The sequence below is a fragment of the Aquimarina sp. MMG015 genome (assembly GCF_018100855.1).
GTDB lineage: Bacteria > Bacteroidota > Bacteroidia > Flavobacteriales > Flavobacteriaceae > Aquimarina > Aquimarina latercula.
Map to the genome: position 1 here is coordinate 338,755 of NZ_JAGJEB010000007.1, position 21,358 is coordinate 360,112.

Sequence of the window (21,358 nt, forward strand, 5' to 3'; positions counted from 1 at the left end):
TTTTATTTTTTAGCTTTTTGTTGTTCCGCTTGCTCCATTAATTCTTTCATCTTCTTCTGGAACTTACCTTGTTTTTTAGGTTTTTTCTTGTTCTCTTGAATCTTAGCATGAATTTTATCTTCGTCTATAATCACATTCTTAATAACTAACATAATACCAATAGTAATCAAGTTAGAAATAAAATAATATAGAGAAAGTCCACTTGCATAGTTATTAAAGAAAATCAACATCATTAAAGGAGACAAATACATAATAAACTTCATATTAGGCATCCCAGGTTGTTGTTGCTGCATCGTTTGCCCAGTTGTCATCATCATATAAATAAATATAGCAATAGAAGCTAATATTGGAAATAAACTAATATGATCACCATAAAATGGTATTTCGAATGGTAATTTTGCAATAGTGTCATAACTTGATAAATCATCAGCCCACAAGAAACTCTTCTGTCTTAAATCAAAGGCACTCGGAAAGAAGTTGAACAACGCATAAAACACAGGAATCTGCATAAGCGCTGGTAGACAGCCACTCATAGGACTCGCCCCAGCCTTACTATATAAAGCCATAGTTTCCTGCTGCTTTTTCATAGCATTATCCTTATACTTCTCATTAATCTCTGTAATCTCAGGCTTTAATATTTTCATTTTCGCTTGAGAAACATAGGATTTATATGTTACTGGAGACAATACAATTCTCACCACGATTGTCATTACTACTATAGCTATACCATATGGTAGAAAACCACTTAAAAACCCAAAAAATGGAATAAATATATATCTATTTATCACTCCAAAAATCCCCCATCCTAGCGGCACAATCTCGTCTAAGTTACGATCATAAGAACTTAAAATCTTATAATCCGTAGGACCATAATACCAGTTCATATTATAGTTTAACTCACCACCTTTAAGTTCTAGAGGCATAGAAGCTGCAAACTCTTTTGTAACTTTAATGTCTTTATCATCTAATTCACTAGTATTAGCAACATTTTTCGAAGCAAATGTTGCTGTTTTAAAAGGAGTATCTGTTAATAAAACAGAAGTAAAGAAATGTTGTTTAAATCCTACCCAAGTTACTTCTTCTTCAGTGTCCTCTGCAAAATCTCCTTGTCCAGTATAATCATCTTTCCCTCCATCATACTCATAAAGAATCTCCGTATATCGATTTTCGTAAGAAGCACTTTTAGCTTGTCTTATAGCCTGTAATTTCCAATCTAAATTAACTACCTGACTTGAATTAAACACCTGTTGTAATCCTTGTGATTTAATTGAAAAATCCAACATATAATCATTAGGTTTCAATTCATAACGGTATTCTAAAAACTTAGAATCAGAAACTTTAAGTTTCATGGACAAAACAGTATTATCCCCATTTTTAGTAACAGTTGGTTCAAAAAACAGGTCCTTCGTATTTAAAATTCTATTATCCGTTGTTCCGAAATTAAGATTAAATGAAGCGTTTTTGCCATCTTTAATTAGATATAAAGGAACGGAATCATACGTTTTGAAGTTTTTTAATAATGCTTCTTGAATATAACCTCCTCGATTATTAATCTTTAAAGTTAAAACTTCATTTTCAATTTTAGTAACATTTTCTTTTGCAGAAGGCAAACTAGCAGAATACGCAAATGCACCTAATTGAGATTTAGCAGCAACTACCGCAAGGGAATCTTGTGGATTCGCCACAATAGCTTCACTTTCTTTTACAAAATCTGTCGTCTTATTATCTTCAGTTTTTTCTTGAGCTTCAACTTGTTCTTGTTCAGCCTTTTGAGCCTCAATCTCTTCTGGTGTTGGTTTATTAACCCAAAACATCCACGCAAAAATTCCAAATATCAGTACAAATCCAATTACTGTATTAAGGTCAAACTTTTTTTCTTCCATTGATATGTGTATAAAAAAACCTCTATCCTTTTAGGTTAAAAAAGAGGCTTTCTAAAATTATATTACTTTTCTTTTGTCAATTATCTAGCCAGTTAGAGATACTATGACACTTTGACATCTTTATTACAGTTAGAATATGCCACTGCTGCTTTTACAAAAGCTACAAAAAGCGGATGAGGATTAGCTACTGTACTTTTATATTCTGGATGATACTGCACACCTACAAACCAAGGGTGTTCAGGAATTTCCACAATTTCTACTAAACCTGTTTTAGGATTTATTCCTGTTGTTTTAAGCCCTGCTTTTTCTAATTGTTCTTTGTATTGATCATTATATTCATAACGATGACGATGACGTTCGGTAATTAAAGGTTTTCCATAGGCTTCGGACACTTTGCTATCGTCAACTAATTCACAATCCCAAGCACCAAGCCTCATAGTTCCCCCCATATCTGTGATATTCTTTTGTTCTTCCATCAAACTAATCACTGGATACGCTGTGTTTTCATCTACCTCTACTGAGCATGCGTCTTTTAATCCTAAAACATTACGTGAATACTCTATAACTGCCATTTGCATTCCTAAACAAATACCGAAAAAAGGCAATTTGTTTTCTCTTGCATATTGTACTGCTTTTATCTTTCCTTCTATTCCTCTTTCTCCAAAACCTGGAGCAACTAATATACCATCAAGATGCGCAATTTTAGTAGCTATAGTCTTATCATCTATATATTCAGAATGTATACTTTCTACATTTATTTTTACCTCGTTTTCTGCACCAGCATGAATAAAAGCTTCTAAAATAGATTTATAAGAATCTTGTAATTCTACATATTTACCTATTAAACCTATTGTTACTTCACACTTAGGATTCTTATGTCGTTTTAGAAAATCATTCCATTTATCCAAATTAGGAACATTATCGTCTCTAAGTACAAGTTGTTTTAATACCACAGCATCTAACCCCTCTTCCAACATCAAATTAGGAACATCGTAAATAGTAGATGCATCAATCGACTGAATAACCGCCTCTTGCCTTACATTACAGAACAATGCCAGCTTTCTCCTCAGATCTTCTGACAACTCATGTTCTGTTCTACACACCAAAATATCTGCTTTTATACCGCTTTCCATTAATGTTTTCACACTATGTTGTGTAGGCTTAGTTTTTAATTCTCCAGCGGCAGAAAGGTATGGTATTAATGTAAGATGAATCACTAAAGCATTCGTATCTCCTAATTCCCATTTTAACTGCCTAACAGCTTCAATATATGGTAAGGACTCAATATCACCAACTGTTCCACCTATTTCAGTAATTACAATATCATAATCCCCGCTCTTGCCAAGAATTTGAATTCTTTCTTTTATTTCGTTCGTTATATGAGGTACTACCTGAACAGTTTTACCAAGGAATTCTCCTCGACGTTCTTTCTCAATAACACTCTGATATATTCTTCCGGTAGTTACGTTATTCGCCTGAGAAGTTGGTGTATTTAAAAAGCGTTCATAATGTCCTAAATCCAGATCGGTTTCTGCACCATCATCGGTTACATAGCATTCTCCATGTTCATATGGGTTCAATGTTCCAGGATCAACATTGATATACGGATCTAATTTCTGAATTGTAACTCTGTATCCTCTAGCCTGTAGCAATTTTGCCAATGAAGCTGCTATAATCCCTTTTCCTAAAGAAGAAGAAACGCCTCCAGTTACAAAAACATATTTGGTATTAGCCATGTAAACTTAACTATTTGTTCGGTTGTGTTTAAATTTTGCGCAAAAATACAAAGAAGAACCCAAACTAGGTATCGAAAATAAAGCAATATTTCTGCAACTTATCCATAATTCTTTAACAGTGTAAAAAACTGATAATGAATTATTAAAACTCTAAAACAAAAAACCCATCTAAATGAGATGGGTTTTTTGTTTATCTAAAAACTTTTTATTCTTCTTCATCAGAAGTTACTTCTTCTGGCTCTTCAAAATCAGTAATTCCTTTAGCTTGTAAAATATTATACCACTGTATCACTTTTTTCATATCACTTACATATACTCTGTCTTCATCATAATCAGGTAATACTTCGCTAAAATAAGCTTCTAACTTATTCTTAGACTCTTTGTGACTAATTGCTTTTTCTCCATTCTCTTTTTCCTGGATTCTTTTAAAAATTTCTCTTAAAGGAACTTCTTCTGTAAAAGTATAGATTGCAATTTCACTAAGAATACTAACGTTATTTTGAATACTAACAGAAAGTTTTTTTCCATCCGCTAATGATTCAGCCACAAAACCACTTCTGGTCTGCGCCTTTAATTCATATAAACCTGGTTTTCCAGAAATTGATAATATTTTGTCTAAGCTCATAAATTTATCTTCAAAGTTGGCAAATATCAGTAGTTCATTTTTAAAAATCAAACATTAACCAACATAAATTGTATTGTAATTCTATGTAAATTCTAAAAATCGATTAACGTCCTTTTTTAGCTAAAGGGAACTTCATTCTATAATCAGCACTAATCTTTCCTTTAGATATATTAGTAAGTTTTCCTTTAATTAAACGTTTTTTAAGACTTGATAATTTATCTGTGAACAAAACTCCTTCAATATGATCATACTCATGCTGGATCACTCTAGCAGCTAGACCACTATATGTTTCTGTATGTTGCACAAAATTTTCATCTAAATAATTAATCTTGATCGTTTCTTTTCTAAAGACATCTTCTCTAACCTCTGGAATGCTTAAACATCCTTCTGTAAAAGCCCATTCATCTCCAGTTTCTTCTATAATTTCAGCATTTATAAAAACTTTTTTGAACCCTGTTAATGTTTTTCTCTCTTCTTCAGAAAGTTCTTCATCATCCGCAAAAGGTTCTGCATCTACTAAAAATAAACGTATTGGAAGTCCAATTTGTGGAGCCGCAAGACCTACTCCATGAGCATTGTACATCGTTTCGAACATGTTTTCGAGCAATTCCCAAAACTTAGGATAATCCTTAGAAATCTCCTTTGCTTTTTTCTTTAATACTGGATCGCCGTACGCTACAATGGGTAAAATCATATTATTAATATTCTCTGTTTTTATTCTCTATTTTTAAATTTACCTTTACAAATTATAAAGGTAATCCTGAAGGATGATGGTAGCACTAATCTGATCTACCAATGCCTTATCTCTTCGTTTCTTTTTAGATATTCCACTGGCAATCATTGTATCAAAAGCCATTTTAGAAGTAAATCGCTCATCTATTCTTTTCACAGGAATATCAGGTAACATTTTTGACAACTTCTCCAAAAACGGCTGTATCAATTTCTCACTTTCAGAAGGATCTCCGTGTAAGCGTTTTGGTTCTCCCACTACAAATAACTCTACATCTTCGGCTGAAACATATTCTTGTAACCAATTCAATAAATCCTTAGTATCTACAGTAGTCAATCCAGAGGCTATAATCTTTGACTCGTCTGTAACAGCAATTCCACATCGCTTTCCTCCATAATCTATTGCTAAAATCCTTGCCATATTATATTTTGTGCAAAAGTATGACATTATTATAAAATAGTTCTAATTATTAAGAGTATCCTAAAATATTCAATGAGCATATGATTTTCGAATGAAGCTGTTATCTTTACGAAAATTTTTAATAAATGAACCAACTAAAGGAAACCATAGAAAAAGCTTGGGATAATAGAGAGCTTTTAAAAGAGTCAAACACTCAGGATGCTATAAGAAAAGTAGTCGACTTATTAGATGCTGGTGAACTTCGCGTAGCAGAACCAACTAAAGATGGATGGCAAGTAAACGAATGGGTGAAAAAAGGAGTTGTGCTCTATTTTCCTATTCAGAAAATGGAAACACTTGAAGCTGGTATTTTTGAATACCACGATAAAATTCCATTAAAAAAAGGGTATAAAGAAAAAGGAATTAGAGTCGTTCCTAATGCCGTAGCTCGTCATGGAGCTTATATTTCTCCAGGAACCATACTAATGCCTAGTTACGTAAACATTGGTGCATATGTAGATGAAGGTACCATGGTAGATACTTGGGCAACGGTAGGTAGTTGTGCTCAGATTGGAAAAAATGTTCATCTAAGTGGTGGTGTTGGAATTGGTGGTGTCTTAGAACCACTTCAAGCGGCTCCTGTTATCATAGAAGATAATGCATTTATCGGATCTAGATGCATCGTAGTAGAAGGAGTACGCGTAGAAACTGAAGCTGTACTTGGTGCCAATGTGGTATTAACTGCATCTACCAAAATTATTGATGTAACTGGTGATACACCTGTAGAAAGAAAAGGAGTCGTACCTGCAAGATCAGTAGTTATACCAGGAAGTTATACTAAAAAGTTTGCTGCAGGAGAATATAATGTTCCTTGTGCCTTAATTATTGGTAAGCGTAAAGAAAGTACTAATAAAAAGACTTCCCTAAATGATGCCTTGAGAGAGCACGATGTAGCTGTATAATTAGAAATAAATATGTATACTTGTGAGCTTGTCTTTTAGGCAAGCTCATTCTTTTAATCAATAGTTAGGTAAATGAAAATATTAGTCATTCAGCAAAAAATGATCGGTGATGTACTTACAAGTACAATTATTTGTGAGGCACTAACTAAAGAGTACCCAAATGCAACGATTGACTATTTAGTAAATTCTAATACAAAACCAGTAACTCTAGAAAACCCTTTTTTCAACACAATTATTGAATTTAAAAATGAATATCGCGATAGTAAAAAAGCATTTTATTCATTTCTAAAAGAAATCAAAAAGGCAAAATATGATTTGGTTATAGATGCATACGGAAAATTAGAAAGCAATCTTATTTCTTTCTTTTCGAAATCCCCAAAAAAAATATCTTTTTATAAATGGTACACTAAATTTATTTATTCTGAAGTAGTACATAGAAAATCAGACCCTATTACTAATGCTTCTATTGCAATAGAAAATCGACTTCGGTTGGTATATCCTGAAGACAGACTTACTTCCAACATAATTCGTCCTAAAATATTTTTGACAAAAAAAGAACAGGAAACTTCTAAAGCATATCTAACTACCAACGGAATTTCTTCAGAGACACCGCTGATAATGATAAGTGTTGTAGGTAGCGAAATTAGAAAAACACTACCTTTCGAATACATGGCCAAAGTTATTGATGAAATTGTGACAACAACCTCAGCCAATATTCTTTTTAACTATATACCTAGTCAAGAAAAAGATGCCAAGACTATTTATGATTTAACAACAAAAAGCACACAACAACATATTCATTTTAATGTATTCGGAAAAAGCTTACGTGAATTTATAGCTATATTATCTCATTGCGATGTTTTAATTGGAAACGAAGGCGGAGCTGTAAATATGGCAAAAGCTCTAGACAAACCAACTTTTACTATTTTTTCGCCTTGGATTATTAAAAAAGACTGGAATATGTTTGAAGATGGTATTACACATGACTCTGTACATCTTTATGACACCAAGCCAGAATTATACGGAGATAAAACTCCAAAAGAAATGAAAGATCATGCATTAGAATTATATAAAAATCTTTCTTCAGAATTAATAATCCCAAAACTTAAAACGTTCCTTAAAAATTTAAATCTTTAGTCCTTTTCAATTCCAAAAGGAGTTCTAATCACTTGATCTCGTTTTGTAACTTTTCTTATAGCCTTATTCCTTGTAATCATTTCTGGATGAACATATCCTCTTTCGTGATATAGATGTACACAAATTGCACTATATCGTATCTGTTTAGCCTTTATTCCTAGATTAAATAAACGTTCTCCTATCTCTCTATCCTCTCCTCCATATTGCATTCGCTCATCGAAACCATTTACCAATAAAACATCTTTTTTCCATCCAGAGACATTCATACCATCCCAAGTAGCTTTAGTGGGTGTACTAAAATTAAGAAAACGTTCTTTCCATCCATCAGCTGTTAATTTATTTAGCTTAAAAGAAGATTTTAGCCCTTTACTTATTAACCATTTAGCATCAAAACATTCTTGATTTTTTATATGCTGTTCAGAAATCAATTCAGAAATATCTTTTGGCAACTTAAAATACCCTCCTGACAAAAAACAACCGAGTTTTCTCATCCGCAGGTGAGTTTCAACAAAATCCTTTCTAGGAATACAATCACCATCCGTAAATAATAGGTAATCAGAATCTGCTACTGTAATAGCTTTATTTAAAATTACTGTTTTTCTAAACCCTTGATCTTCGTGCCAAATATGTTTTAAAGGATAACTAACTCTTTTAGAAAACTTTAAAACTAATTCCTTTGTATCTTCTGTTGACCCGTCATCTGCAACAATTACTTGAAAATTCTTTATACTTTGGCATTCATATCCAAACAGCACTTTACTCAACCATTCTGGTTGATTGTAAGTACTTATGATTACTGTTATTTCTAGTGATTGCATTGCCGTAAAAATAACTATTTTTGCACGATACATTTATAAATAAAGCATCAATCTTAAAGTATCCGAATGGTTAAACTCTCTGCTGTTATTATCACTTACAATGAAGAAAAAAAAATAGAGCGATGCCTCTCATCTTTAGTGGGTGTGGTTGATGAAATCGTTATTGTCGATTCTTTTTCTACAGATAGAACAGAGGAAATATGTAAACAGTTTGATGTAAAATTTATTAAGCAAAAGTTTTTAGGATATATAGAACAAAAAAACTTTGCTATTACTCAAGCTTCTAATGATCATATTATATCATTAGATGGTGATGAGGCTTTATCTTGTGAACTTCAGAACTCTTTGATAAAATTAAAATCCAATTGGATTCACGATGGATATTATATGAATCGATATAATAATTTTTGTGGGCAATGGATAAAATACTCTGATTGGTATCCAGATAAAAAATTAAGGGCTTTTATAAAGGGAAAGGGAGAGTGGAAAGGTATAAATCCTCACGATTCTTTTAAACTGACAGCCCCTAAAGCTTCCTCAAAACTAAAAGGTGATATATTACATTGGAATTATGCGACCTACCAGGAATTTAATCTTAAAACAGATAAGTTCTCTACAATATCAGCACAATCTTACTATCAACTAGGAAAAAGAGCTCCTATTTGGAAGATTATTCTTAATCCAACTTGGGCATTTTTAAAATCTTATTTTCTAAGATTTGGATTTCTAGACGGATTTAATGGCTTTGTTATATGCGTACAAACTGCGAACATTACTTTTCTAAAATACTCTAAGCTAAGGGAATTAATTAAACAACAAAAACAATAAATCAGCATTCTAACCTAACTAAACAAAGGTTTTTGATAATAAAACTTGCTATTCCATTTTTATTCACGTAAAAAAATAATGGCTCATCAGGTTTTTTCAAGGTTTATCCATATTTCTAAAATCCAAGAAAGCTTCTCATATAGTTTTGAATAAAACATATTTAAAACTATATGCATATGATCAAAAAAATTGTATACCTGTTCTTTTTATGCACACTTGGAACAATTGGACAAGAACAATTTACCATAAGTGGATATATAAAAGATGTTAGCTCTGGAGAGAAATTACTAGGAGTTAATATCATTATTGATAATTCTATAGGAACCACAACAAATGATTATGGTTTTTATTCCATGAACATAGAAAAAGGAACCCATCAAATAGAAATCAGTTATTTAGGATATAAAACTATTCTTAAAGAAATTCAAATTACAAATAATCAAAAAATAGATTTTAATCTAACAGAAGAGTTAGCTCAATTAGATGAAATCATCATTTCATCTAATAACACAAGAAAAAAAATCGAATCAACAGAAATGAGTGTTATTTCATTACAAGGAGAAACTATTAAGAAAATGCCAGCTATCCTTGGAGAACCTGATGTACTAAAATCATTACAACTATTACCAGGAGTATCCAGTGTAAACGAAGCCTCTTCTGGATTTAATGTAAGAGGTGGCTCTGTAGATCAAAATCTAATATTACTGGATGAAGCTACTATATATAACGCTTCACATTTATTTGGTTTCTTCTCTGTATTCAATTCTGACGCCATCAAAAATGCTAAATTATACAAAGGAGGAATTCCAGCTATATATGGAGGAAGATTATCTTCTGTACTGGATATAAAACAAAAAGAAGGAAATACTAAAAAATTTGGAGGGAACATCGGAATAGGTCTTATCTCTGCCAAAGCATTAATTGAAGGACCTATTCTAAAAGGTGATAAAGAAGAAGCTTCAGGTAGTTATATGTTAGCAGGTAGAAGATCATACATAGACCTATTTTCATTCCTTCTAGAGGATTTTGAAGATAGCTCTTTATTTTTCTATGATTTCAATCTAAAAGCGAACTATGACTTGAATAAAAACAATCGATTATTTCTTTCAGGATATTTCGGTAGAGACACATTTGAACTTGATGGATTATTAGGAACAACTTGGGGAAATACATCTGGAACATTAAGATGGACAAGCGTTATCAACGAGAAATTATTTCTACAGACTTCCGCTATTTTTAGTAATTACGAATACAACTTAGATAATCTAAGAACAGGTTCCGAGTTTAGATGGAAATCCAGTATCACCAACTACAATCTAAAACCAAAACTGTCTTGGTACATTAATAATAACAACACACTTAAAACAGGAGTAGATATGACATATTATCAATTTAAACCTGGAAAAATATCATCTCTAAATGGATCCAGTATCAATGGAGAAGAATTTAGTGATAAGTTTGGTTTAGAAAACGGGGTTTATGTTGATCTAAAACAAAAATTATCAAATAAACTTAGTGTTCAATATGGACTAAGATGGTCCAACTTTTTTCGACTAGGATCTCAAGAAGTAAGTCAATATGATACAGGAAGCCCTTTAACCTACAATGTTGAACAAGATACTTATGAAGAAAATGAGGTCATAGGAACCACACAATATAATTCTGGAGAAAGCATAAAGTCTTTTAATGGAATAGAACCCAGAGTATCCGCAAGATATTTATTAAATGATTCTAATTCTTTTAAACTAAGTTATAATAGAATGTATCAGTATTTACATTTAATCTCCAACACTACCTCTCCTACTCCTCTGGACGTATGGTCTCCTAGTGGGCCTTACATCAAACCACAATATGCTGATCAATTAGCGTTAGGATACTTTACATCATTCAATGAAGGAAAATATGACTTAAGTCTCGAAACATATTACAAGAAACTCAATGATGTTACTGATTTTATTGATGGAGCGGATCTAATATTTACTGAGGAGATAGAAACGCAAATTGCACAAGGAGAAGGAAGAGCATATGGATTAGAAGTACAACTAAATAAAAATGAAGGTAGATTAACTGGATGGTTAAGTTATACACTTGCTAAATCAGAAACTAAAGTTCTCGGAATCAACAATAACGAATACTACCCATCCAACAGTGATCAATTACACGAATTAAATCTAGTTGGATTCTATAAACTAAATAAAAGATGGGATTTTGGAGCTAATTTTGTTTTTGGTTCAGGAAGACCAGTAACCTATCCTACAGGACGATATGAACAAAATGGATTAGTAGTTGCCGATTACAATAATAGAAATGGAAATCGTTTACCTGCTTACCACAGATTAGACATATCAGCAACATTAAACCCTAAAAAAGGTAAAAACGGTAAATGGGTATTCAGCCTTGTAAACGTGTATAACAGACAAAACGCAGCTTCTATCTACTTTAATGAAGTTGGAGAAGTTGGAGATCAAGAAATAGCTACAGGAATGACCCAAGCAACCAAACTATCATTCTTTGGTATTGTACCTAGTATATCTTATGAGTTCAAATTCTAAAAAAAATCAAATGAAAAATTTATTTATAATATCTGTAATAATCATCTCGTCAATTTTCCTGTCATGCGAAACAGACGTAACCAATGACATCGCATTAAATGAAAGTACTCCAAGACTAGTTATCAATGGGGGACTAGAGAGAAACACTATCAGTCCATTACCTATACAGCAGATTCAACTAACTACTACTGCCTCTTTTTTATCTACAGAAGACCAACCTTTTGTAGATGATGCAATCGTTACAGTAACAGATGGTACTAATTCTTGGATATTTAATCATTCTACAAATGGGTTTTATGAAAATACAGAAATCATTCCAGAAATTGGAAACACATACACAATCACAATAAATTGGAATGGAGAAACCTATGAAGGGTCAGATTCTATAAGTGAAGTACCTTCATTTGATAATTTCTATTTTGAATTTGAAGAAGAAACAATCGCAACAGATGCAGGATATTTTGTTAAATTTGATACTACAGACCCTATAGATATTGCTAATTTTTATTATTATCGCCTTTTTAAAAATAATGAATTTATTATAGTTCCGGATCCAGGAAATAGCGAGGTTTTAATTGTTTCAGATGAATTCTTTGATGGTAGACAACGTATTGGTGTAAATCCAAATGATGAAGTGCCTTTTGAAATCGGAGATATCGCTACAGCACAACAATTATCAATATCTGAAGACTATTTCGATTTCTTAAACGAATTGTTTATACAAACAGGAAATTTAGGTAATCCAATAATTGGTAACCCGCCACCAGCTTCAATACGTGGAAATTTAATAAATTTAAGCAACCCCAATAATAGAGCATTAGGGTTCTTTTATACAGTAGATATCGAAGAAGATACCATAACAATCATAGAAAATTAAAACTAATAAATTGAAAACTAACAGGATTTATTTTTATTTATTCATTATTCTTCTGTTTAATGCTTTTCACCTTATTAGTGAAATTTATACTGCTGATCTAAAAGAAGGGCTTTCTGAAACTATTATATTATTACCTGTAAGTTTCATTTATACTTTGTTTATTTTTTGGTCCAGAGTTTATTTAAAAAACAAACTAATTCCAAAAATAATAGATATAGAAAATAGATCTCAGTTCTTAAGTGTTTGGACTACCGTTATTTTAACAAAAACAGTTACACTAACATTTATCTGGCAGACAGTTGCTTATACATTTGAAAATGATAAAGAACTTGAAAGATCTTTTTTTGACTTGGTGTTCTGGCTAGTTTTATTAATCAATTTCGCAGTCATTGCTTTCGTATATTTTATTGAAATTTTCTTAGAATCTCAGCAAGAGAAACAGGACATCAAAATTAAGCTCACGCAATATCAAAATGAAAAATCAGTAGCTCAATACTTGGCCTTAAAAAAACAATTAAATCCTCATTTTCTTTTTAATAGCTTTAATAGTTTATCTGGCTTAATAAGTATTGATACAAAAAAAGCAGAACATTTTTTACAAGAATTATCTAATATTTACCGTTATAACTTAACTCAGAGCGAAGAGGTAGTAGTACCGTTAAAAAAAGAATTAGAACTTATTAATTCATACATGTCATTGCAGAAAATTCGATTTGGAGAAAGTATCATTTTTCAAAATGATATCGAAGAATCTAAACTACACCTTCTACTACCTCCTATGACTTTAGAATTACTTTTTGAAAATGCTATCAAACATAACAGTGTGGACATCAGTAAACCGTTAAAAATAACTATTTCTGTTGATAATTTAAGTCTTAAAGTCGTGAATAACTTCCAACCTAAAAATAATGATTATGAAAAATCGCTTGGTATTGGACAAAAGAACTTAGTAAATCAATACAAGATGTTGCATTCCGAGATTCCTGTTTTTAACATACTTAACAACAATTACATAGCCTCTATACCACTTATTCAACCTGAAATATGACCAAAGCTATTATTATAGAAGATGAGAGTATTGCAGCTATTAGATTACAAAATCTAATTCAAGAAGTCAATAACCAAATAATGATTGTTAAGGTTCTGACCTCCATAAATGAATCAATACAGTATTTATCGACAGAGAGTCCTGACTTAATTTTTTTGGACATCAATTTATCCGATGGATATTCTTTCGAAATCTTTAAAATATTAGAAATAAATACTCCAATAATTTTTACCACCGCATACTCAGAATATGCAATTAAAGCATTCGAACAAAATAGTATTGATTATTTATTAAAACCAGTCGCTAAAAACTCATTATCAAGGAGCATCGATAAATTCTTTGGACTTAATAAAAACAAGTTGCCTGAATACAAAGACTTGTTTCTTCACAACGGAAAAGATTATAAAAAACGATTTTTAGTAAAAATGAACAATAGTTTAAAGACTATCGAAATTGATCAAATTGCATATTTCTATACGGAAGAAAAACTAACTTTCATTCAACTCTGGAATGGTAAAAAGATTCCTATAGATTTTTCTTTAAAAAAATTAGAACAAGAATTAGACCCTTCCAATTATTTTAGGATTAACAGAAAATACATAATTCATCTAAAATGTATTGAAGAAATGTACTATACATCCAAATCTAGAATAAAAGTATCATTAACTCCTATTGCTTCTGAAAGCAACATTTTTGTTGCGATCGAAAAAATAGGAAAGTTTAAAAAATGGCTTTCTCTATAGTTTCTCGCATACGGAACCTATGTACCTATAATACTGATTTTCAAACAGCAACATTGAAGATAACACAAAAACACCCTACACTATAAAATAAAAGACAAGATCAGATCAATTAATAAACAAATCATCTATTTTTTTAGAACAATTCTCCCAAGTATAAGGCAACACGGTTTCTCTAACATCCGTTTTAATTAAAAATGCTTTTTCTATTAAGGTAATTACTTCTTTATAATCGGCATCTACATCAAACAAGAAACCATTTTCTCCTTCTGTAATAAGATCTGGACAAAAACCAGTTCTTGATGCCACGGGAACACAATTAGACATCATTGCTTCTAACACAGGCACAGGACCTCCTTCGATCAAAGATGGAGATACAAAAACATCTATTTTACTATACAAATCTGGATAAGAATCATAAGGTTCTTCTTCAAGGTACTTAAAATTAGGCAAGTCAGATATCTCATTAAACCTATCATATTGTTGCCAATGACGACCAATTAAATAAAACTGTCGATCAGGCATATTTTTCACTAAATCAAGAACTAAGTCTGGGTTTTTTCGATTACTAAATGTTGAACAAAATCCTATACCTCCAGAACCTCTTTCGTGCGAATAAAAGAAAGAAGAAGAGGTAGCAATATGCATTACTATAAGAATATCAGGTTTTACACCTAGATCTATCAAATACTTCTTAATTTCAGAATTTAAACAAATAACATAATCCGCTTTATTGAGGCACCAAACTACATGAGTTTTAGAATATTTTTTGGACCAAGTGGGATGTGTGAACATCACTACATTTTTTTTAAACAAAATACTTGGAGTACTCCTTAAGCATCGACAAAAATAGTTTTGGTAAATAAAATAATACGCATCTGCTTTTGGCAAATTCTTTAACTTATTATGATAAAATGTAGTTGCATTTAAAGATGAATATTTAGATAACCGTCTTACTTTAGCTCCAAAAATCCAATCTTTATCCTTTTCTCTAGCGATATAAACTGCTTTGTTTATTATCCTTCTAGATTTATTTTTTCTTAAGACAGAAAATAATATAACAACAATATATTTCCATTTATGAATTAGTGAAAAATATAATTGTTCTTTTAAGTTACTTTTTCCTGACATAACTACTTCTCTTTTTAATCTTCTCTTTACATGAAAAAACAACTAACTTTTCACTAAAAACTAACTAAATAGGACTTTTAGACACTCTTTCTTTGTATTTTTTCTTCCAAAAAAATATTCTCTTTTTAATACGTATTTTACGATAAAAACGATGTTGAAAATCTTTAGTATATCCCCACATAAGATCAAACACCCTTTCGCTATCCTCTCCACTACATTTCGCATATTCATCACTCATAACTTCTATCATAGATTTATGAATAGTTAAACGTGCAAAATTTTTAATACGAGTTTCAAGATTCATGTTACCAAACTCCATGCGATTAAGATCTACTAAATAAAAATCATAACCGTTTTCCTTTCTTTTTATTAAAGTATTTCCAGGAGAATGATCCAAAAAGTTCACTCCATTCTTATGTAAAGTATATGTAAACCTAGTAAAAGCTCTTAGTATTTCTTCATGATCAGCAATACTAAAATCAGTAGTTAATTCTCTATAGGTAAGATCAGCTTCTACTAATTCACTTATATAAAAACTCTTTTTAAATAGAAAAGAAGTACTCCTTATTTCATAGGCAATTGGAAAAGGAGTCTTAATTTCAAAATCTAATAGTTTATTAGCATATTTATATGATCGCTCCGCCTTTGACTTTCTAAAAAACTTGTAAACAATTTGGTTGACAATATTAGGGATTTTAAAAGATTTGATAGCAAATTTCTTATTCCCTACAGTAACTATCTTTATGACATTTCGTTCAGCATCTCCTAAAATTTCTTTATGATTATCAAAATCAACAATTGCTTTTTCAATAGCCGGAGTCAAATCAGTATGATCTGGATGTACAACCAAGTTTTTTTTCATGGTCGTTAGGTGTTTTCGAATTTTGCTACAGTTGCGTATTGAGGATACCTAATATCGAGCTGAGTAAATAACACCGGAATGTTATACAAGTACGGTTTTATAGATCTACTTCGGTTGATGCCTGTATGCACTAAAACCTCATAACCCAGATCTTCATACATTCTCTGAATGCTCTTTTTTGTAAAAAAGCGTAAATGCGTTCTATCCATCACACCAAAATCCTCGTACTTCCAATCTTTCTGAACAAGAACTTTCATAAAGGTATTGTGATATCTAACATTAGGAATAGAACTAATCAACACACCATTTGCAGTTAGTTTATGCTTTATCTTATCTAAAACCTCATAAGGATCTACCAAATGCTCTAATACATCATTAAAATAAATTGCATCAAAATACTTATCTGGCAATTCATCTATATAATCTTCACATTTGCCAGAATAAACTTTGTGTAATTTGCTCTTGGCTACCTGAGCTTCTTTGTCCATATATTCTATACCCCAAACCTCTGCGCCTGTTGTATTTTTTAAGACTTCAGCAAAAGCTCCATTTCCACAGCCAACATCAATAATAGTTTTTGGGTTTTCCGGCAAATACTGAATCATTTCGTCTCTAATATTGTCGTAGTAACCACTAGGTTTATTTTCGTAATCCATTTGTTAAGTTATTCTGCAAATATATTTAAAATTAAACGATATAATTTCCATCAAAAAAACCTATTTAAATATTGTTGACATTGGTATTCTCGCAATCAGGTAATATATTATTCGTTAAGAACATTATTAAAACAAAAACTAAACAAATTCCAATTGCTTGTTTTATCGAAATGCAACCTTTACTTTTGATCCTTAAGCGCATAAATTATTATGAAAGATATTTCGATTATACTAATCAATTACAATTCTTCTTCTTTTACTATAGATTGTATTAAGTCAATTATAGAGAAGACATCAAACGACATATCTTATGAATTTATTGTAGTTGATAACGCCTCAGAATTAGATGATTATCTACTACTGGATAAAAAGATTAAAGAATTACAAGTCTCAAATCTAAAACTAATCCGAAGTAAGTATAATACTGGTTTTGGAGGAGGAAATATGCACGGAATACAATTTTCTAATGGAAAATATTACGCTTTCGTTAATAACGATACCATCCTACAAAATGATTGCCTAAATATTGTTTTTAATTTTCTAGAAAAAACGGAAGATGCATCAATATGTGCTCCTCAACAGTATAATGAAAAAGGAGAAGTACAAAAATCATTTGATCATTTCCTTTCTTTACGCAGAGAACTATTCGGAAGAAAAGTATTAGAAAAAATTAATCCAACAAAATATCCTAAGAGAAAGAAAATCTATGACGCTTCAGTTAAAGTACAAAGTGTACCTGGATCATTTTTAGTTGTTTCGGCAGATGCTTTCGAAAAAGTTGGAGGTTTTGATACTAATATATTTTTGTATTACGAAGAAACGGATCTTTGCTATAGAATTTCGAAGAACATATCAAATGGTCATTGTTATCTTGTTCCGCAAGGTCGTTATACTCATTTTAAGGGACAAAGTACCCAGAAAAGTATAGCCATTAAAAAGGAATTAAAAATTTCACTATTATATGTTCTTAGAAAAAACTCAGGATACCTAGCTTATCAGGTATTAAGATCTTGGTTAACCTTTAAGTTCTTTTTTAAATCTATTTTTAAACCCAAAAACTTTTCTCTTTTTATACTTTTTCTAAAAGGCGCTTCTTTATCGGAGTCATTAAAATTAAAACAAACAATTGCACGAAAGTAGTATGCATATTTTACATTTATCTGCTGTTAAAAACTGGGGTGGTGGCGAAAACCATATAGAAAACTTATGCTCTGAGCTAGCTTTATCAAATCCTGAAGTAAGGAATACAATTTTTTGTGTAAAAAATGGTGCATTTCATAAAAGATTAAAAAAAACCAACTTAAATTTTATTCCTGCCACTCTATGGCCAAAATTTGATCCTAGATTTTTCATAAAACTAGGTCGAGTATGTAAAAAACAGAAAGTAGACATCATCCATATTCATGATCCTAGTGCCATATTACTAGCGATTTTAGCAGATAAATTTTACAAACTACCTCCTTTTGTTTTTAGTAAAAAAACTTCTTTTCCTATTAAACAACGTAAAAAGACGTTGTACAAGTACAACTACCCTAAAATTAAAAAAGTACTTTGTGTATCCAAAGAAACTCAGAAAATTGCTTCTGCAGGGATCGAAAATCAGGAAAAACTAATTACTATTTACCATGGAACAAATCTAAAAACCAAAAGTACAGAAACACCTTTCTTACTTAGAGAGAAATACAATCTAGCAAGTGACAAAATTATCATAGGAAACATAGCTAATCACATCAGAGCTAAACACTTAGGCACCTTAGTTGATATTGTAGATATTATTATTAACAAACAAAAAAGAAAAGAATTCTTCTTTATACAAATAGGTACGTTTACTGACAGAACTGAGGCTTTAAAAGAACGAATCAAAGCATTAAATTTAGAAAACCATGTAGAGTTTTTAGGATACACTCCCAATGCATCCAATTTTTTACCACAATTTGATGTAAGCCTTGTCACTTCTCAAAGCGAAGGTGTCCCACAAGTAATCTACGAATCTTTTTATCATAAAACTCCAGTAATAAGTACTGATGTAGGTGGTATTCCAGAAATTGTTGACCAAGATATTAATGGCTTATTAAGTCCTATGCATACTCCTAAAAGCCTTTCTAAACATATCATAGAACTTTCAGAAAACCCTTTAAAACAAAAAAGTTTTGTTGATAAAGGATATGAAAAGCTTATTACAAAATTCACAACCGCTAATATGGCACAGCAAACTTTAGAAGTTTATAAAAATATAATACTAGATTAATAAGTATCATCTAACTATAATTATCAACACAGTAAGACCAGAATATCTATAAACGATAATTTTACAGTGCATTGACATAGAAAATATAATTCTAAAATTCAACAAGAATGGAAGATCAAAGAGAAGAAATACAAAAAACAATAGATACTCTTAAAAAAGGAGGACTTATTCTATATCCAACAGATACTGTATGGGGAATTGGATGTGATGCAACCAATGCTGAGGCGGTTGACAAGATATACGCTTTAAAACAAAGAGCAGATAGTAAGTCCATGTTATGTCTAGTTAGTGATTTCAAGATGCTTCAACAATATGTAGAAGAGGTTCCTGAGGTTGCTTATGACATATTAAAATATGCATCTAAAGCGACAACAATAATTTATGACAGACCACTAAGAGTGGCAGAAAATTTAATTGCAGCAGATAATACACTCGGAATTAGAGTCGCTCGTGATCCTTTTTGCGGAAAGTTAATCCGAAAATTCAAAAGACCAATCGTTTCTACTTCTGCTAATATTAGTGGAAAATCCACTCCTCGCAACCTAAAAGAAATAAGTAAAGAGATTTTGGAAGGCGTTGACTATGTTGTAAATTTGCCGTTGAAAAATAAAGATGCTAAACCTTCTTCAATTATAAAAATAGGTGGTGATAGCACAGTGAAAATTATCAGGAAGTAAATTGATTCATGTCGGAAGAGAAAAATTATAAAAAAGCATTACAACATTCTGTTTTTAATACTATTACCAAAGCAGCAGCTAATCTTCAATTAGAAAGCTACGTTATCGGTGGTTTTGTTAGAGATCATATTTTGCAAAGAGGAACCGCAAAAGATATCGATATTGTAGCTGTAGGTAGCGGAATTGAATTGGCAAAAGAAGTTTCTAAATTACTTCCGGGAAATCCAAAAATTCAAATCTTTAAGACCTACGGAACAGCTATGTTAAAAGCTAATGACATAGAGGTCGAGTTTGTAGGTGCCAGAAAAGAATCTTATCGAGAAAATAGTAGAAACCCAATTGTCGAAAATGGGACATTACAAGATGACCAAAACCGAAGAGATTTCACTATTAATGCCTTAGCACTAAGCCTTTCTGAAGATACATTTGGAGATATTTTAGATCCTTTTAATGGACTAGAAGATCTAAAGTCTAAAATTATTCGTACACCATTAGATCCAGATATAACCTACTCTGATGATCCTCTTAGAATGATGAGAGCAATCCGTTTTGCTACGCAACTCAATTTCAAGATTGAACCAACATCATTAGAAGCGATAACGAAAAATAAAGACCGAATTAAAATCATCACCAAAGAACGCATTGTTGATGAGCTTAATAAAATATTACTTAGCGAAAAACCTTCAGTAGGTTTTCTTTTACTAGAACAGACAGGATTACTACCATACATTTTGCCTGAATTAATGGCTCTAAAAGGCATTGATGAAGTAGAAGGACAAAAACATAAGGATAACTTCTATCACACCTTAGAAGTTGTAGATAATATATCCGAAAACACAGATGATCTTTGGCTTCGTTGGGCAGCGTTATTACATGATGTAGGAAAAGCTCCTACAAAAAGATTTAATAAAAAAGTAGGATGGACATTTCATGGTCACGAATTTGTAGGTTCTAAAATGGTATTTAAACTATTTAAGCGCCTAAAGATGCCTTTGAATGACAAAATGAAGTTTGTTCAGAAAATGGTATTAATGAGTTCTCGCCCGATTGTTATTGCCTCAGATGTAACAGATTCTGCAGTAAGAAGATTGGTATTCGATGCTGGTGATTATATAGACGAATTAATGACGCTTTGCGAAGCTGATATTACTACCAAAAACCCTAAACGCTTTAAAAAATACCACAACAATTTTAAAATTGTACGTCAGAAAATGGTCGAGGTAGAAGAGCGAGATCATGTTCGTAATTTTCAGCCCCCAGTAAGCGGAGAAGAAATTATGAAAACGTTTAACATTAAACCTTCTCGCGAAATTGGAATTATAAAGGAAGCCATTAAAGAAGCTATTTTGGAGGGAGAAATACCAAATGAACATGAAGCTGCTTATCAATTTATGATTAATAAAGGAGAAGAACTAGGGTTAAAAAAATAACTAAGACACTCATAATCTT

At 31.4% G+C, this 21,358-nt stretch carries 20 protein-coding genes; 11 read left to right on the forward strand and 9 right to left on the reverse strand.

Annotation, left to right across the window (positions count from 1 at the left end):
* Positions 1 to 2 precede the first annotated feature (2 nt).
* From yidC to ruvX, 5 genes are all read right to left on the reverse strand, one after another.
* A complete protein-coding gene (gene yidC, locus J8L88_RS15610) occupies positions 3 to 1,883 on the reverse strand; it encodes a membrane protein insertase YidC (RefSeq protein WP_211061199.1) in 1,881 nt (626 codons plus the stop codon).
* Between the two features lie 101 nt (positions 1,884 to 1,984).
* On the reverse strand, positions 1,985 to 3,619 hold the full coding sequence (locus J8L88_RS15615; protein ID WP_027392225.1) for a CTP synthase: 1,635 nt from the start codon (positions 3,617 to 3,619) through the stop codon (positions 1,985 to 1,987).
* Between the two features lie 205 nt (positions 3,620 to 3,824).
* Positions 3,825 to 4,244 carry a DUF5606 domain-containing protein gene (locus tag J8L88_RS15620; protein ID WP_027392226.1) on the reverse strand — a complete coding sequence of 140 codons (420 nt, stop codon included), beginning with the start codon at positions 4,242 to 4,244 and terminating at the stop codon, positions 3,825 to 3,827.
* 103 nt (positions 4,245 to 4,347) lie between these two features.
* A complete protein-coding gene (gene def, locus J8L88_RS15625; RefSeq protein WP_211061200.1) occupies positions 4,348 to 4,938 on the reverse strand; it encodes a peptide deformylase in 591 nt (196 codons plus the stop codon).
* Positions 4,939 to 4,983: 45 nt separating this feature from the next.
* Positions 4,984 to 5,394, reverse strand: a complete 411-nt coding sequence (gene ruvX / locus J8L88_RS15630) for a Holliday junction resolvase RuvX (protein WP_027392228.1) — start codon at positions 5,392 to 5,394, stop codon at positions 4,984 to 4,986.
* Positions 5,395 to 5,519: 125 nt separating this feature from the next.
* On the opposite strand from ruvX, the gene J8L88_RS15635 reads away from it, so the two are divergent.
* Both J8L88_RS15635 and J8L88_RS15640 read left to right on the forward strand, forming a co-directional pair.
* Entirely contained in the window at positions 5,520 to 6,335 is an 816-nt protein-coding gene (locus J8L88_RS15635) for a 2,3,4,5-tetrahydropyridine-2,6-dicarboxylate N-succinyltransferase (RefSeq protein ID WP_027392229.1), read from the forward strand.
* A 72-nt stretch (positions 6,336 to 6,407) separates the two neighbouring features.
* Positions 6,408 to 7,472 carry a glycosyltransferase family 9 protein gene (locus J8L88_RS15640; protein ID WP_211061201.1) on the forward strand — a complete coding sequence of 355 codons (1,065 nt, stop codon included), beginning with the start codon at positions 6,408 to 6,410 and terminating at the stop codon, positions 7,470 to 7,472.
* Here J8L88_RS15640 and J8L88_RS15645 read toward each other — a convergent pair.
* Positions 7,469 to 8,290: a glycosyltransferase family 2 protein gene (locus J8L88_RS15645; RefSeq protein ID WP_027392231.1), complete on the reverse strand. Its 822-nt coding sequence runs from the start codon at positions 8,288 to 8,290 to the stop codon at positions 7,469 to 7,471. The two genes, J8L88_RS15640 and J8L88_RS15645, sit on opposite strands and share 4 nt — an antisense overlap.
* A gap of 66 nt (positions 8,291 to 8,356) precedes the next feature.
* On the opposite strand from J8L88_RS15645, the gene J8L88_RS15650 reads away from it, so the two are divergent.
* The 5 genes from J8L88_RS15650 (at position 8,357) to J8L88_RS15670 (ending at position 14,338) form a co-directional block, all read left to right on the forward strand.
* Positions 8,357 to 9,118 carry a glycosyltransferase family 2 protein gene (locus J8L88_RS15650; RefSeq protein WP_211061202.1) on the forward strand — a complete coding sequence of 254 codons (762 nt, stop codon included), beginning with the start codon at positions 8,357 to 8,359 and terminating at the stop codon, positions 9,116 to 9,118.
* A 176-nt stretch (positions 9,119 to 9,294) separates the two neighbouring features.
* Positions 9,295 to 11,670, forward strand: a complete 2,376-nt coding sequence (locus J8L88_RS15655; protein WP_211061203.1) for a TonB-dependent receptor — start codon at positions 9,295 to 9,297, stop codon at positions 11,668 to 11,670.
* A 10-nt stretch (positions 11,671 to 11,680) separates the two neighbouring features.
* The gene (locus J8L88_RS15660; RefSeq protein WP_211061204.1) at positions 11,681 to 12,547 is read left to right on the forward strand and encodes a DUF4249 domain-containing protein; all 867 of its coding nucleotides are present in this window, start codon (positions 11,681 to 11,683) and stop codon (positions 12,545 to 12,547) included.
* Positions 12,548 to 12,557: 10 nt separating this feature from the next.
* Positions 12,558 to 13,595, forward strand: coding sequence for a sensor histidine kinase (locus J8L88_RS15665; protein ID WP_211061205.1), 1,038 nt, complete (start codon positions 12,558 to 12,560; stop codon positions 13,593 to 13,595).
* Positions 13,592 to 14,338 carry a LytTR family DNA-binding domain-containing protein gene (locus J8L88_RS15670; RefSeq protein WP_027392235.1) on the forward strand — a complete coding sequence of 249 codons (747 nt, stop codon included), beginning with the start codon at positions 13,592 to 13,594 and terminating at the stop codon, positions 14,336 to 14,338. Before J8L88_RS15665 ends, J8L88_RS15670 begins: the two co-directional genes overlap by 4 nt.
* A 105-nt stretch (positions 14,339 to 14,443) precedes the next feature.
* On the opposite strand, the gene J8L88_RS15675 is transcribed toward J8L88_RS15670, so the two are convergent.
* From J8L88_RS15675 to J8L88_RS15685, 3 genes are all read right to left on the reverse strand, one after another.
* The gene (locus J8L88_RS15675) at positions 14,444 to 15,466 is read right to left on the reverse strand and encodes a glycosyltransferase family 4 protein (protein ID WP_211061206.1); all 1,023 of its coding nucleotides are present in this window, start codon (positions 15,464 to 15,466) and stop codon (positions 14,444 to 14,446) included.
* Between the two features lie 64 nt (positions 15,467 to 15,530).
* Positions 15,531 to 16,328, reverse strand: coding sequence for a lipopolysaccharide kinase InaA family protein (locus J8L88_RS15680; RefSeq protein WP_211061207.1), 798 nt, complete (start codon positions 16,326 to 16,328; stop codon positions 15,531 to 15,533).
* A 5-nt stretch (positions 16,329 to 16,333) separates the two neighbouring features.
* On the reverse strand, positions 16,334 to 16,984 hold the full coding sequence (locus tag J8L88_RS15685; RefSeq protein WP_027392238.1) for a bifunctional 2-polyprenyl-6-hydroxyphenol methylase/3-demethylubiquinol 3-O-methyltransferase UbiG: 651 nt from the start codon (positions 16,982 to 16,984) through the stop codon (positions 16,334 to 16,336).
* 210 nt (positions 16,985 to 17,194) lie between these two features.
* Between J8L88_RS15685 and J8L88_RS15690 the strand changes: the two genes are divergently transcribed.
* From J8L88_RS15690 to J8L88_RS15705, 4 genes are all read left to right on the forward strand, one after another.
* The gene (locus J8L88_RS15690; RefSeq protein WP_211061208.1) at positions 17,195 to 18,124 is read left to right on the forward strand and encodes a glycosyltransferase family 2 protein; all 930 of its coding nucleotides are present in this window, start codon (positions 17,195 to 17,197) and stop codon (positions 18,122 to 18,124) included.
* A gap of 1 nt (position 18,125) precedes the next feature.
* A complete protein-coding gene (locus tag J8L88_RS15695; RefSeq protein WP_211061209.1) occupies positions 18,126 to 19,232 on the forward strand; it encodes a glycosyltransferase family 4 protein in 1,107 nt (368 codons plus the stop codon).
* Between the two features lie 107 nt (positions 19,233 to 19,339).
* On the forward strand, positions 19,340 to 19,909 hold the full coding sequence (locus J8L88_RS15700) for an L-threonylcarbamoyladenylate synthase (RefSeq protein WP_027392241.1): 570 nt from the start codon (positions 19,340 to 19,342) through the stop codon (positions 19,907 to 19,909).
* Between the two features lie 8 nt (positions 19,910 to 19,917).
* Positions 19,918 to 21,339, forward strand: a complete 1,422-nt coding sequence (locus J8L88_RS15705; RefSeq protein WP_211061210.1) for a CCA tRNA nucleotidyltransferase — start codon at positions 19,918 to 19,920, stop codon at positions 21,337 to 21,339.
* Positions 21,340 to 21,358: the final 19 nt, after the last annotated feature.

Coding starts and splice junctions, on each gene's coding strand:
- yidC (WP_211061199.1), bottom strand. CDS start 1,883: ATGGAAGAAAAAAAGTTTGACCTTAATACAGTAATTGGATTTGTACTG.
- J8L88_RS15615 (WP_027392225.1), bottom strand. CDS start 3,619: ATGGCTAATACCAAATATGTTTTTGTAACTGGAGGCGTTTCTTCTTCT.
- J8L88_RS15620 (WP_027392226.1), bottom strand. CDS start 4,244: ATGAGCTTAGACAAAATATTATCAATTTCTGGAAAACCAGGTTTATAT.
- def (WP_211061200.1), bottom strand. CDS start 4,938: ATGATTTTACCCATTGTAGCGTACGGCGATCCAGTATTAAAGAAAAAA.
- ruvX (WP_027392228.1), bottom strand. CDS start 5,394: ATGGCAAGGATTTTAGCAATAGATTATGGAGGAAAGCGATGTGGAATT.
- J8L88_RS15635 (WP_027392229.1), top strand. CDS start 5,520: ATGAACCAACTAAAGGAAACCATAGAAAAAGCTTGGGATAATAGAGAG.
- J8L88_RS15640 (WP_211061201.1), top strand. CDS start 6,408: ATGAAAATATTAGTCATTCAGCAAAAAATGATCGGTGATGTACTTACA.
- J8L88_RS15645 (WP_027392231.1), bottom strand. CDS start 8,290: ATGCAATCACTAGAAATAACAGTAATCATAAGTACTTACAATCAACCA.
- J8L88_RS15650 (WP_211061202.1), top strand. CDS start 8,357: ATGGTTAAACTCTCTGCTGTTATTATCACTTACAATGAAGAAAAAAAA.
- J8L88_RS15655 (WP_211061203.1), top strand. CDS start 9,295: ATGATCAAAAAAATTGTATACCTGTTCTTTTTATGCACACTTGGAACA.
- J8L88_RS15660 (WP_211061204.1), top strand. CDS start 11,681: ATGAAAAATTTATTTATAATATCTGTAATAATCATCTCGTCAATTTTC.
- J8L88_RS15670 (WP_027392235.1), top strand. CDS start 13,592: ATGACCAAAGCTATTATTATAGAAGATGAGAGTATTGCAGCTATTAGA.
- J8L88_RS15675 (WP_211061206.1), bottom strand. CDS start 15,466: ATGTCAGGAAAAAGTAACTTAAAAGAACAATTATATTTTTCACTAATT.
- J8L88_RS15680 (WP_211061207.1), bottom strand. CDS start 16,328: ATGAAAAAAAACTTGGTTGTACATCCAGATCATACTGATTTGACTCCG.
- J8L88_RS15685 (WP_027392238.1), bottom strand. CDS start 16,984: ATGGATTACGAAAATAAACCTAGTGGTTACTACGACAATATTAGAGAC.
- J8L88_RS15690 (WP_211061208.1), top strand. CDS start 17,195: ATGAAAGATATTTCGATTATACTAATCAATTACAATTCTTCTTCTTTT.
- J8L88_RS15695 (WP_211061209.1), top strand. CDS start 18,126: ATGCATATTTTACATTTATCTGCTGTTAAAAACTGGGGTGGTGGCGAA.
- J8L88_RS15700 (WP_027392241.1), top strand. CDS start 19,340: ATGGAAGATCAAAGAGAAGAAATACAAAAAACAATAGATACTCTTAAA.
- J8L88_RS15705 (WP_211061210.1), top strand. CDS start 19,918: ATGTCGGAAGAGAAAAATTATAAAAAAGCATTACAACATTCTGTTTTT.